13 protein-coding genes are annotated in these 12,849 nt (G+C 64.6%); 10 read left to right on the forward strand and 3 right to left on the reverse strand.

Annotation, left to right across the window (positions count from 1 at the left end; genetic code table 11):
- Positions 1-652 (reverse strand): amidohydrolase family protein (locus GSQ83_RS06435; RefSeq protein ID WP_158802064.1); only part of this gene is annotated, 652 nt, incomplete at its 3' end.
- A 165-nt stretch (positions 653-817) separates the two neighbouring features.
- Between GSQ83_RS06435 and GSQ83_RS06440 the strand changes: the two genes are divergently transcribed.
- The 7 genes from GSQ83_RS06440 to GSQ83_RS06470 all read left to right on the forward strand — a co-directional run bounded on the left by GSQ83_RS06440 (position 818) and on the right by GSQ83_RS06470 (position 7,774).
- On the forward strand, positions 818-1,591 hold the full coding sequence (locus GSQ83_RS06440; RefSeq protein WP_158802065.1) for an SDR family oxidoreductase: 774 nt from the start codon (positions 818-820) through the stop codon (positions 1,589-1,591).
- Between the two features lie 98 nt (positions 1,592-1,689).
- Positions 1,690-2,931 (forward strand): extracellular solute-binding protein, encoded by a 1,242-nt coding sequence (locus GSQ83_RS06445; protein ID WP_158802066.1) that lies wholly within the window; start codon positions 1,690-1,692, stop codon positions 2,929-2,931.
- 127 nt (positions 2,932-3,058) lie between these two features.
- On the forward strand, positions 3,059-4,297 hold the full coding sequence (locus tag GSQ83_RS06450) for an extracellular solute-binding protein (protein WP_158802067.1): 1,239 nt from the start codon (positions 3,059-3,061) through the stop codon (positions 4,295-4,297).
- A 6-nt stretch (positions 4,298-4,303) separates the two neighbouring features.
- Positions 4,304-5,242 (forward strand): carbohydrate ABC transporter permease, encoded by a 939-nt coding sequence (locus tag GSQ83_RS06455; protein ID WP_158802068.1) that lies wholly within the window; start codon positions 4,304-4,306, stop codon positions 5,240-5,242.
- Positions 5,242-6,123: a carbohydrate ABC transporter permease gene (locus GSQ83_RS06460; RefSeq protein ID WP_158802069.1), complete on the forward strand. Its 882-nt coding sequence runs from the start codon at positions 5,242-5,244 to the stop codon at positions 6,121-6,123. The genes GSQ83_RS06455 and GSQ83_RS06460 overlap by 1 nt, the downstream gene beginning before the upstream one ends.
- Positions 6,120-6,833: a copper homeostasis protein CutC gene (locus GSQ83_RS06465; protein WP_216849956.1), complete on the forward strand. Its 714-nt coding sequence runs from the start codon at positions 6,120-6,122 to the stop codon at positions 6,831-6,833. Before GSQ83_RS06460 ends, GSQ83_RS06465 begins: the two co-directional genes overlap by 4 nt.
- Complete coding sequence (locus tag GSQ83_RS06470) at positions 6,830-7,774, forward strand: ROK family protein (protein ID WP_158802070.1); 945 nt, start codon at positions 6,830-6,832, stop codon at positions 7,772-7,774. The genes GSQ83_RS06465 and GSQ83_RS06470 overlap by 4 nt, the downstream gene beginning before the upstream one ends.
- 28 nt (positions 7,775-7,802) lie before the next feature.
- Here the strand turns inward: GSQ83_RS06470 and GSQ83_RS06475 are convergent, their stop codons facing one another.
- Both GSQ83_RS06475 and GSQ83_RS06480 read right to left on the reverse strand, forming a co-directional pair.
- Positions 7,803-8,924, reverse strand: coding sequence for a Xaa-Pro peptidase family protein (locus tag GSQ83_RS06475; protein WP_158802071.1), 1,122 nt, complete (start codon positions 8,922-8,924; stop codon positions 7,803-7,805).
- Between the two features lie 11 nt (positions 8,925-8,935).
- Entirely contained in the window at positions 8,936-10,150 is a 1,215-nt protein-coding gene (locus GSQ83_RS06480; RefSeq protein WP_158802072.1) for an FAD-binding oxidoreductase, read from the reverse strand.
- A 72-nt stretch (positions 10,151-10,222) separates the two neighbouring features.
- Between GSQ83_RS06480 and GSQ83_RS06485 the strand changes: the two genes are divergently transcribed.
- The 3 genes from GSQ83_RS06485 to GSQ83_RS06495 form a co-directional block, all read left to right on the forward strand.
- Positions 10,223-11,038 (forward strand): SDR family NAD(P)-dependent oxidoreductase, encoded by an 816-nt coding sequence (locus GSQ83_RS06485; RefSeq protein WP_216849957.1) that lies wholly within the window; start codon positions 10,223-10,225, stop codon positions 11,036-11,038.
- Entirely contained in the window at positions 11,025-11,810 is a 786-nt protein-coding gene (locus GSQ83_RS06490) for a FadR/GntR family transcriptional regulator (RefSeq protein ID WP_158802073.1), read from the forward strand. The genes GSQ83_RS06485 and GSQ83_RS06490 overlap by 14 nt, the downstream gene beginning before the upstream one ends.
- Positions 11,811-11,837: 27 nt before the next feature.
- The coding region (locus GSQ83_RS06495; RefSeq protein ID WP_216849958.1) for an ABC transporter substrate-binding protein at positions 11,838-12,849 on the forward strand (1,012 nt) is incomplete at its 3' end.

Here is a 12,849-nt window from a genome sequence, read left to right on the forward strand (position 1 = left end):
CGAGCAGACCGCCGCCCGCCTGCACCGTCTCCGCGAGCGCCGTCAGTTCGGCGGCCTCCGCGAAAGCGCTGGGCGGATAGACGAGGCCGAGCGACAGCCCCGCCGCGCCCTGGGCGAGCTGGGCTGCCAGAAGGCGTTGCATCTTGGCACATTCCGCCGCCGTCGCCGGGCGTCGCTCATAGCCGAGAACGGCGAGGCGAAGCGCCGCGTGGCCTACCAGCGACACCAGATTGAGCGCGATGCCCTGGCCTTCCAGCCGCTCGCGATAGCCGGCGAGGTCGGCAAAGATCTCGTCTGGTGCGGTAGGGCCGAGCAGACCGCTGAAATGTCCTCGCAGCAGTTCGGCGGCGGGGGCGTCCGGCGCCGGATAGAGCGAGAAACTGCAATTGCCGACGACAATGCTTGTGACGCCTTGCAGCGCCTTTTCCGGCCGCTCAGGCTCACGCAGGAAGGCGATGTCGTCGTGGCAATGGGCGTCGATGAAGCCGGGCGCGAGGTAGCGGCCGTCCGCCTCGACTATCTCGGCATTATCGGCGGGCAGGGACGGGGCAATCGCCGCGATGCGCCCCTCGTCGATGCGGAGATCGCCACGGAACCAGGGAGCGCCGGTGCCATCCAGGATGCGTGCGTTACGGATGAGCTTAGGCTGCATGCGGATGCCTCCAGGCGTCTGGTCTCGGCGCGAGATCGGTGAGGGGCGAGCGGTCCATTCGCCGCGCCGAAAACGTAGAGGCAAATCGGTCGCTGATCATCCTCCCTCCCTATACGCTTCCGGGTCGTTCCGTCATCCTCCGACCGAAACTGCGGGACGGGCAAGATGGAACTGCGCTGGGCCTTCATCACCGGAGCGGGCGGAGATATCGGCGGCGCCATTGCCGATACGCTGGCGAGACGCGGATGGGGGGTGATCTGCGCCGATATCGACGGCGCGCGTGCCGAGACGCGGGCCGAGACGATCCGAACGGCGGGCGGCAGGGCGGCGGCGCTCACCGTCGATGTGACCGACGAAGCCTCCGTCGCGGCGGCGGCTCAGGCTGCGCTGGCGTTGGGTGACGTGCGGGCCCTGATCAACAATGCCGGGCGGGCGCATGGCAGTTCGATGCGGAAGACCGACTACGCGAGCTGGCGCCGGGACATCGCGCTCAATCTGGATGGTGCCTTTCTGTGCATCCACGCCTTCCAGGAGTACCTGCTCGCGGGCGGGGGTTCGATCGTCAATATGGGTTCGGTCAACGGCATCGGCATGTATGGCCAACCCGCCTATAGCGCCGCAAAAGCCGGGCTGCTGCATCTGACGCATTGCCTGGCGGTGGAATTCGGGCCGCACAACCTGCGCGTGAATGCCATCGCGCCGGGCACCGTCCGGACGCAGGCATGGAACCATCGGATGGCCATCAACCCGGCAGTTTTCGAGGAGGTCACGAGCTTCTACCCGATGGGCCGGGTCGCACTGCCGCAGGATGTGGCGAATGCCGTGGCCTTCCTGGTGTCCGACGAGGCCGCCTATCTCACGGGCGTCGTTCTGCCGGTGGATGGCGGCATCAGCGCCGGAATTCCGCAGCTTCCCGCCGCCATAACCCAGGAGCGTTGAGAGGGGGTTCGGGAACGCACCGGGGCTGGACGTGGCGGCGCTTTCCGTATGGAGTGCGCGGCGATTAACTCAGACCATTGAACGGCAAGGACCCCCGCATGTTGAAATCCTGGCTCACGGCGAGCACCGGCCTCGCCGCGCTCGCGGCCCTAGGCTGTGGCCTCGTATCCCCGACAGCGGCCCAGGCCGCGACCACGCTCAGCCTCGTCGTCGCCGATTACGGCACGGGTCCGGCCGATACGAGCCAGAAATATTGGCAGACCATCGCCGATGATTTCCACGCCGCGAACCCGGATATCACCGTCAAAGTCCAGACGATAAACTGGAATGATTTCGACACCAAGGTGCAGACCATGGTGCAGAACCGCCAGTATCCCGACATCACCGAAGGCGACTATTTTTCCAATTACGCGCAGGAGGGTCTGCTCTACAAAGCCTCGGACGTCTTCACCGATCCCGACAATCTGATGCCGGTATTCAAGACGCTCGGCAGCTACAATGGCACGCAATACGGCCTGCCCTTCACCACCAGCGCCCGCGCGCTGTTCTACAACAAGAAAATCTTCGCCGATGACGGCATCACCACGCCCCCCGCCACCTGGGACGAGGTCGCCGCCGACGCCGCCAAGATCCAGGCGAAAGGCAAAATCGGGTTCGGCCTGCCGCTCGGCCCGGAGGAGGCTCAGGCGGAGACGCTGCTGTGGTTCCTCGGCAATGGCGGCGGCTATCAGGACGCCTCGGGTAAGTGGGTCATCAACAGCCCGCAGAATGTCGAAACCATGGAATACATGACCAAGATGGTGAAGGCCGGCGATACCGAGCCCAATCCCGGCACCAAGAACCGCACCGATCTCTTCGAGCAATTCGGCGAAGGCCAGATCGGCATGATGAATGGAGAGGTGGCTTTGCTGCCGATCATCAGCAAGGCGAATGTGCTCAAGCCCGAGGATGTCGGCACCGCCGCCATCGCCGGGAAGACCGGCGCGATCGACAAGACTCTCGGCGTTTGCGATTTCGTCGCCGCATTCAAGGGCGACGGCACGAAACAGGCCGAGATCAAGAAGTTCCTCGATTTCGCCTACCAGGATAAATATCAGCTCGCCTTCGTAAACGAATATCTCGAATTGCCGGGAACCACCTCGGCCGCCGTCGCTTTGGCCAAGACCAATGCGACGCTCGCGCCCTTCGTGAAGGCGCTGCCCAATGCGGTGCAATATCCGAACGATCCGTCCTGGGCGCAGGTCAAAACCCAGATCCAGCAGATCATCGGCACGGCAATTGGGCCGGATCCGAAGAGCGTTTTGGACACCATTCAACAGACCGCGCTCAAAGGTAGCTGAAGCAATCCGCTCCCGGTTCGACAGTCCCCCGGCACAGGGTGACCGCGGCGCCGGGAGCGGCTTACTCTATACAAGCTTGGCGGCCGGTCGCTAATCTGCCGCCTAACGAAACAAAAAGGGGACGTATATGAGCCGCTCGCTCCGTGCTGCCGCGATTGCCGGTGTTTCCGCGCTCGCTTTGGGTCTCGCCACTCTGCCGCATTCCGCGCAGGCGGCCGACACCACGCTCAACCTCTTCGCCGCCGATTATGGCACCGGCCCCGCCGACAGCAGCCAGATCTACTGGCAGGGCATCGCCGATGCCTTCCACGCCGCCAACCCCGACATCACGGTGAAGGTTCAGACGGTCAACTGGAACGACTTCGACACCAAGATCCAGACCATGATCCAGAACCGGCAGTTTCCGGACATCACCGAGGGCGACTATTTCGCGAATTATGCGCAGGAGGGTCTGCTCTACAAAGCCAGCGACGTGCTGAGCGATCCCGGCAACCCGATGCCGGTATTCAAGGCGCTCGGCAGCTATCAGGGCGAGCAATACGGCATTCCCTTCACCACCAGCTCGCGCGCCTTCTTCTACAACAAGAAGCTGTTCGCCGAGGCCGGGATCGCCGATGCGCCCAAGACCTGGGACGAGTTGCAGGCGGATGCCGCGAAGATTCAGGCCAAGGGCCATATCGGCTACGGCCTGCCGCTCGGCCCCGAGGAGGCGCAGGCCGAGGCGTTGCTGTGGTTCCTCGGCAATGGCGGTGGCTTTCAGCAAGACGGCAAGTGGGTCATCAATAGCCCGCAGAATGTCGAGACGATGGAGTTTCTGACCAAGCTTGTGACGGCTGGCGATACCGAGCCCAATCCCGGCACCAAGAACCGCGCGGCTATGCTGGAGCAGTTCGCGGAAGGCCAGGTCGGCATGCTCAACGGGATCACGACTCTGCTCCCGATCATCAAGAAGGCCGGGGTGTTGCAGGATAGCGACTGGGGCACCGCGCCCATCACGGGTAAAGCCGGTCCGCTCGACAAGACGCTTGGCGTTTGTGACTTCGCCGCCGCCTTCAAGGGCGATGGCACGAAGCAGGCGGCCATCAAGAAGTTCCTCGACTTCACCTATCAGGACAAATACCAGATCGCTTTCGCACAGGAATACAATCTGCTGCCGGGCACGACATCGGCGGCCAAGGCCATTTCCGTCCAGATTCCGGTTCTGGCGGCCTTCGTCGCGGCCTTGCCGAAGGCCGTGCAGTATCCGAGTGATCCTGTCTGGGCCCAGGTGAAGACGCAGATCCAGCAGATCATCGGCACGGCGATCGGCCCGGATCCGAAGAGCGTTCTCGACACGATCCAAGAGACCGCGCTGAAGGGAAGCTGAGCTAGAATGGGAGTTCTGACAGCGGAGCAGAGCGTTACGACGCGGGTACGGCGAAAAGCCTGGTCGCCCGCGAAACTCGCGCCGCTGCTCTGGGTCGGGCCGGCGATGCTGCTGATCGCGGTGGTCGTGCTGTGGCCGGTGGTGATCATGATCCGCACCGCCTTCCAGCATATCAGCCCGGACGGTTTCATCCTTGGCTCGGCCGGCTGGAAGAACTTCGTTTATCTGTGGCAGGAGCCCGATCTGCCGGGCATTCTGATCCGCACTGTGATCTGGGTGGTGAGCATCGTCGCCTGCACGATGCTCATCTCGCTGGTGCTGTCTCAGCTCTTCAACCAGAAGTTTCCCGGCCGTCGCGCGGCCCGCTGGGCGCTGATCGCGCCCTGGGCTGCTTCGGTGATGATGACCTCGATCGTCTTTCGCTGGGCGCTCGACGCCAATAACGGCGTCATCAATGTCTTTCTCAACGATATCGGCGTGCTGTACGGCTACAATAACAACGCGTCGGATTGGCTGGGTCGCCCGGGTTCCGCCTTTACCTGGATGATCATCGTCGCGATCTTCGTCTCGATTCCCTTCTCGACCTATGCGCTGCTCGCCGGACTTCAGGGCATACCCTCCGACATCTACGAGGCCGCGAAAGTCGACGGCGCGAGCCCGTGGCGCACCTATCGCTCGATCACGCTACCGCTGCTGCGCCCGGCCTTCATCGTGGCGCTGCTGATCAACGTGATGAACGTGTTCAACTCCTTTCCGATCATCTGGGAGATGACGCGCGGCGGCCCCGGCCATCGCACCAGCACGACGACGACCTTCATGTATCAGCTCAAACAAAGCTATATCGGCGAGTCCGCCGCCATGTCCGTCGTGAACTTCGGGATGGTCGTGATCATCGTGCTCATCTACCTGCGCGTGACGGTATGGGGAAAGGACGAGGCGAGCTGATGAGCACTGTCCTTCCCGCCGCGCAGGCCGGCTTTGCGCATCTTCACGAGCACAAGAAGCCGCGCCGCGCGCTGCCGACGCGCACGCTGATTTTCGCTGGTCTCGCCTATCTCGTCGCGGCCTTCTTCCTGCTGCCCTATATCGAGATGGTGATCTCGGCGCTGCGGCCGCAGAACCAGCTCCTCGACCGCAATTACCTGCCAAGCCATTTCGACTGGTACAACTTCATCGATATCTGGAGCACCGGCTTCGGCAACAACCTTCGGATCAGCTTGGAAGTCGCGGGCGGCGCCACGGTCCTGGTTTTGCTCGTCGCCGTTCCCGCCGCCTATTACACCGCGCGACAGCGCTTCCGTGGCCGTAACGCGTTTCTGCTGTTGGTGCTGGTGACCCAGATGTTCCAGCCGACGGCTATGCTCGTCGGACTGTATCGCGAATTTCTCAGCTTCAACATGCTCGACAGCGTGATGGCGCTGATCCTGGTCAATGCCGGCTTCAACATGGCTTTCGCCGTTTGGATCCTGAACGCCTATGTCTCTGCGATTCCGGCCGAGCTGGAGGAAGCCGCTTTCATCGATGGCTCAAGCCGCATCGGCGCGCTGTTCCGCATCACGCTTCCGCTGGCGCTTCCCGGGGTCGTCACCGCGCTCATTTTCACATTCATCAGCGCCTGGAACGAGTTTATCGTCGCGCTCACGCTCACCACCTCGCCACAGACCGAGCCGCTGACGGTGACGCTCAACAGTTACATCGGGCAGTATCAGGTCGATTGGAGCCATCTTTTCGCGGGTTCCGTCATCGCGACCATTCCGGTCATCATCCTGTTCTCGCTGATCGAGGGAAAGGTCGTGGGCGGTCTTACCGCTGGTTCGATCAAGTGATTGCCGGGCCGCGTGTCGAGATTTGCGTTGACGATCTAAGCGGCGCGCTGGCCGCTGAAGAGGCGGGTGCCGATCGCATCGAGCTTTGCGCGGCGCTGTCGGAAGGCGGCATCACGCCCAGCATCGGCCTGATCCGTGCGGTGCTCGGGCGTTTGCGGCGCATTGGCGTGGTTGTCATGATCCGGCCACGGGGCGGAAATTTCCAGGTCACGGCGGAGGAACGGGCGGTCATGCTCGCCGATATCGCGGCGATCCGGGCGGAGCCGCATGCGCCGGGCGTTACTGTCGGCTTCGTCTTCGGTGCGCTGGATGCGGATGATACGGTTGATGTCCCGACGACGCGGGCCCTCGTCGCAGCATCGGCGGGTGCGCCGGTCACGTTTCACAAGGCCTTCGACGAGACTAGGGATTTGTCCGCCGCGCTCGAAACCCTGATGGCGCTGGGCGTCAACCGTGTGCTGACCTCCGGCGGCGAGGCGACGGCGGCGGAAGGCGGCGCGACGCTGCGTGCTTTGGTTGCTCAATCCGCTGACCGCATCACCATTCTCGGAGGCGGTGGCGTGCGGGCACACAATCTTCGCACGCTGCTCGCTGAAACCGGCGTGCCAGAGGTGCATCTGCGCGCCATGCGCCCCGATGCCTTCGGCCGTCCGGTCACTGTGGCGGAGGCTATCGCCGAGGTGCTGCGCGTGGCCCGCGAAGTCGCATGACCTCGGATCCGGTCGTGCTCGCCGTCGATATCGGCGGTACCAGTCTGAAGGGCGCGATTGTCGATGCGAGCGGGCGGCTTCTGCATCAGGAAGCGGCCCATGTCGGCCATTTGCAGGGCGAAGCGATTTTCGACCAGCTCCGCGACTTGCTGGATCGTTTGCGGAAGGAGTCCGAAAGTCGCGGCCTGTCCGCGCGGGCGGCGGCCCTCATCGCTCCGGGCATGGACGAGGTCAATGGCCGCGTCATGTTCGCCTCCAATCTCGGCTGGCGCGACCTGCCGCTGCGGCACCGGTTAGAGCCGCATCTCGCGCTGCCCGTCGCGACCGGCCATGACGTTCGGACAGCGGGCATCGCGGAGGGGCGTTTCGGCGCGGCGCGTGGTGCGCGGGATTTCGCGATGGTGATGTTGGGAACCGGCATCGCGGCGGCGCTGGTTGCCAACGGACAGGCGATCTCCGGCGCGCGCGGCATGGGCGGCGAGTTTGGGCATATGCCGGTCATCCCCAACGGCGAGCTTTGTCCCTGCGGCCAACGGGGCTGCCTGGAGGCTTACGGCTCGGCTGGCGCGATCGTCCGCCGCTACCGCGCGGCGGGCGGTGACCCCGCGCGCACGGCGGCCGAGATCGTCGCCGCCGCCGAAACCGACGCGCTGTGCGGCCGGATTTGGCGTGAAGCGGTTGAGGCGCTGGGCCATGGGCTCGTAACCCTCACCATGCTGCTCGATCCGGCGCTTATCGTGATCGGTGGCGGCCTCGCCGAGGCTGGCGCCCGTCTGTTCGACCCGGTGGGCGACGCGCTGAGATCCGGTCTCGCGTGGCGCGACCCTCCGCCGTTGGTGGCATCGACTCTCGGCGCGGCCGGTGCCTTGTACGGTGCCGCGGCCCTCGGTTTCGAGCGGATCGGCATGGGCGATGCCGTGCAACGGTGGCGGATCATGTGAAGCGGTGAGCGGGCTAGCTCGCTTCGGTTCAACTCGCGCCCGGCACCGACACGACCAGCGGGAACGGTGCCAGCGGTACACAGCCGGTTTCGGTGAGGTGCAGCATCCACTCCGTCCGCGCACCGCCGATCGCGGGATCATAGGCGCCCGGCTCGATCATCAGCACCATGCCGGCACGCAATACCGCAGTCTCGTCCTCGCAAATGCGCGGATGCTCGTGCGGGGCGGTGCCGATGGAATGGCCGGTGTGATGCGGATAGTCGAATCCTGCTCCGCGCACGACGGCGCGGATCATTTGGTGTGCGGCTTGCGCGCTGAGCCCGGGCCGCAATTCGGCTATCGCGCATTGCAACGCCGTGTGTGCCGCATCGAATAGCCGCGTCTGCGGTTCCGTTGGTGCTCCAAGCACGACTGTCGCGCATGAGTCGCCCCAATAGCCATCGACGCGCGGCGCGAGATCCGAGATCACCGCGTCACCCCTCCCGATCCTGCGATTGTCGGGCCAGCCGCCGATCGCGGCGGTGCGTTCGCGGCCCGAAACAAGATCGCCAGCCACGGCGATACGCGCTCCGGCCGCGGCTTCCATCGCCGTGCGGATTTCAGCGAAAAGCCGCAGCTCGGTGATACCTTGGCGCAAGCTTTCCATCATGCGCCGCTGTCCGACCGCCGCCACTTCCGCGCAGCGCCGGAGTGCCGGGATCTCGTCAGGGGTCTTCGTCATGCGCTGGCGACGCAGGGCGGGTGCGAGATCGGAGCGCTCGCCCGGGGGCAGAAGAGGCTCGATGGCAGCCGGATGGGTAACAGGCTCCGTGGCGATTCGGCCGCCCACACCGAGCTTTCGCGACATCGATGTGAAAGCCTCTCGGAAAGCTGCTTCCGCGGGAGTGCCATGTGTTCGGCCATAGCCGTTGTACCTGAATACCTCGCCTTCACGGGGTATGTCTTGGCCGCCTTCCGAGAGTAAAAGACCCACCGCGCCATTTCGGCCGACCAGAGCCAGAACTGGTCCGGCGGCGAAAGGTGAAGCGCCTGCCTCGATCGGTGGCGCATAGCCCAGCGCATAAGCGATGCTGTCGGCGCTGCTGAGCACCGCCCAATCCGCGCCGCTTTCGGCCAGCGCCGCGACTACGCGCGCAAGCCTCTCATCCATCGCCGAGCGCCTTAGCCCGTCGCCCGCGCCGCATCCGACCAATAATGCTGGCCGTAATGCAGCCGGCACGCCTGACGCAGCGAGGCTTCCGGAATATCGCGGCCCGCGAAACGAGCCGGCAAAAGCGGCGCGATTTCCACGGCGGCGGAGGGATCCGCGATGATCCCGCAAAGCGTTTCCGCGAAGGAGAGGGCGGTGGACAGGCCCCCGACATTGCAGCCGCCGATGACGAAAAACCCGTCCACGCCTGGAACCGGGCCGATCAGGTGCTCGTCATCAAGCGTCATCGTCGGCATTCCGCCACGCAGCTTGGCGCCTTCAAGATCGGAGAGAATCGGGAACTCCGCCCGCACGGCCGCCGCTAAGCCCTCCAAAATGGCGAGGTCAAGCGGCATGTCCTCGACGCTGGCTGGAGGCTCGTCCAAAAGCAGCGGCTCGCTTTCGTAGCCGCCGAGCATGAGGCCGCCATCGCAGGGCCGCACATAGACATTCGCATCCAGCACACGGGTAACTGGCTGCTCCGCGCGCACCTCGGCGATGGGGCGGGTGACGACAAGTTGATGCCGGACCGCGATCATCGGCAGCGCGGCCGACCGGGCGAGGCCGCGTGCCCAGGCGCCCGCCGCATCCACCACAACGGGCGCCGAGATGATGCCGCTCGCGGTGCGCACGCCGCAAACCCTGCCACCGTCGAGCAGGATCTCCTCGACCATCGTATTCGGCTTCGACACGCAGCCCAGACGCCGCGCGGCCTCGGCGACACCCGAGGTGAAGAGCGCGGGATCGAGGTAGAGATCCTCGGGAAAATACGCGATGGCCGCCGCCGCTTCGGCATGGAGCAACGGCATAAGCCGCGCCGCTTCCTGCGCATTGACCATACGAGCCTCGACGCCATAGGCCGCCGCGCGCCGTATTTCCTGACGCAATTGCTCAGCGAGTGCCGCGCTACGGGCGAGTTTGAGGCTGCCGCTGCGGTGAAGGCCGATCGGGATTCCAGTCTCCCGCTCGAAGTCCAGCAGCAGCTCGGCACCCCGGCGGGCGAGGCGGGTCATCAGGGCGCTCGGCCGCAGCACCGCGCTCAGTCCTGCCGCTCGCGGCGAGGTCTGGCTGGCGATGTCGTGACGGTCGAGCAACAGGGTGCTATAGCCCGCGCGGCGAAGGTGATAGGCGACGCTTCCGCCCAGGGCGCCGGAACCGATGACGATGGCGTCCGCAGTTTCCGTCATTGGGCCGGTCTCCGTCCTAGGCGTGGCTGCGCCACACTTGACTATTCATCCCATGATAGGATGAAATTGCCAATGTCCCGCGAGGTGACTATGCCCGGCTTGCTGGCGGATAAAATCATCCTCATCACGGGCGGCGGGTCCGGCATCGGTGCTGCGGGCGCGCGGCTGGCCGCGAGAGATGGCGCGCGCGTGATCGTCGCGGACCTCATGCCAGAGGCGGCGGAGCGCGTGGCGCGCGAATGCAATGGCGAGGCCGCAACCGTGGATGTTCGTGAGACTGCCTCGGTCCAGGCGCTGATCGATGGCGTCGCCACCAGGCATGGTCGGATCGACGGGCTGTTTCACACCGCCATGTCGGTGCCGCTGGTCAACAAGAATGACCGCCGGGTCACGGAACTGACCGAAACGACCTGGGAGGCCATCCTCTCGCTGGTGCTCACCGGCACCTTCCTCGTCTGCAAATATGCCGGCCGACAGATGCTCAAGCAGGGCGGCGGCAGCATTGTGCTGACCGCGACGGCGGACGCGCTGATCGGGCAGGCGGGACTGGATGCCTATACCGCCGCCAAGGGTGGCGTCGTTTCCATGACTCGCTCGATGGCCGCTGGACTTTCGCCGGAAGGCGTGCGGATCAACACGATCTGTCCCGGCTTCGTCGATACGCCGCATCAGCGCGAATTCCTCGATGTCCCGGCCTTGCGGGCGCGGATCGAGGCGATGCAGCTGACGCCGATCATGACGGCCGAAGATATCGCGGAAATGGCACTGTTCTTCCTCTCCGATCGCGCGCGATATCTCACCGGCGGAATCCATGCCTGCGACGGCGGCTATAGCGCCTTCAAGGGCCGGCTCGACGTCATGGAGGTCTTCGGTCGTGCGGAAGAGTGACGAGCCACGCACCGTCTTCAGCCAGGTCGTCAATCAGCTCGGCGCGGCTATCCTGCGTGGTGACTACGGTGAGGGTCCGCTGCCGGTAGAGGCCGAGTTGGCGGCGTCTTTTGGTGTCGGCCGCAACCTGCTGCGCGAGGCGATCAAGGTGCTCGCCAGCAAGAACCTCGTCGCGGTCGGACCCAAACTCGGCACCCGCGTGCGGCCGCGTTCCGAATGGAATTTGCTCGATCCCGACGTATTGTTCTGGCTGGGCGAAGTCGAGGGCTCGCTGAATCATTCCTTCGATCTCGTCGAGTTTCGTCTTATCACCGAGCCGCGCGCCGCCCATCTCGCAGCGCTGCGCGCGACCAATACCGAGCGGCGCGCCATCGCGATCGCCTGCACGGCATTGGAGCAATGTGTCGGTCATCCGCATTTGATCGCCGATCGCGACCTCGCCTTCCACCAGGCGATCCATACGGCTTCGCACAACACGCTTCTGGCAAGCATCGGCTGGCGGCTCGGCATGATGATGCGCGTGCAGGTACGCACGACGACGGATCATCCCGGCGCCTTCGAACGCGGGCTGCCCTTGCATCGTGAGGTGACGCAGGCCATTGCGGAAGGCGATGCCGTCTGGGCCGAGGATGCGTCTCGCCGGCTCGTCGCGATGCCCTACACCGATCTTGCCGGCCGGATGCGCGTTCCAGTGCGCCGCCGTCTCGACAGCCAGCTCACGAATCCGCCAAATGGCGGCGGAAAGACGAGCCGACTGAACGTGGGACGCTGAAATCCCCTGCAGCAAGGAGCTTCGATAATGCGCCGCACTCTTCTCACCTTCACCCTTCTCGCCGGACTGGCGGGCGGGCTTACGGGTCTTGCCGGCCCGCTCCATGCGCAAACATCCCTTGCGGGCCAGAAAATCACCGTGCTGCTGCCGCCCTGGGGCACGCTGCCGAAGGACATGACGGATCGCTTCCAGAAGGAGACGGGCATCAAGCTCGATCTACAGACGCTCGGATGGGACGATATCCGCACCAAGGTCGTGACCTCCATGGTCGCTGGCACGGCACCCGCTGACGTGACCGAGGTCGATTGGTCCTGGGTCGGCCAGTTCGGTCAGGCCAATTGGTACACGCCGCTGAACGACAGCATCGATGCGGCGACGGTCGCCGATATCCCGACGACAAAAAGCTTCCGTTTCGCCGGCAATCTGCTCGCCGTTCCGTACAACAACGATTTCCGTATCCTGATCTACAACAAGAAGCTTTTCGAGGCGGCGGGAATCACCGAGCCGCCCAAGACGATCGAGGAACTGACGGCGGATGCCCGCCTGCTCAAGCAGAAGGGCATCGTGACCTATCCGATCGCGCTGCCGCTCTCGGCGACGGAGGGTGTTTCGACCGCCTGGTATCTGCTCACGAAAGCCTTCGGCGGCGAATTGTTCGGACCGAACTACACGCCGCTTTTCACCGATCCCAATAGCGCCGGTTACAAGGCTCTGGCCTGGGAGATCGATGCGTTGAAGACGGGCCTTATCGATCCGGCCTCGACGGGGCTCACCGATGTGCAGATCCAGGACGAGGTGAAGAACGGCCGCGCCGCGATCGATGTCGCGGGCTGGGCTGGCAATCCCTCGACTTATAACGACCCCAAGCAGTCCAAGGTCGCCGGCCAGATCGTCGCGGCCGTGATGCCGGGCGAGGGCGGCAAGAGCCGCACCTTCGGGCTACCCGATGCGCTGGGCATTCCCGCTAACTCTCAGCACAAGGAAGCGGCGGTTGCTTTCATCAAATGGTGGATGGGGCCGGCAAACCAGATCGAGGCGG

Source organism: Acidisoma sp. L85, from assembly GCF_009765865.1.
GTDB lineage: Bacteria > Pseudomonadota > Alphaproteobacteria > Acetobacterales > Acetobacteraceae > Acidisoma.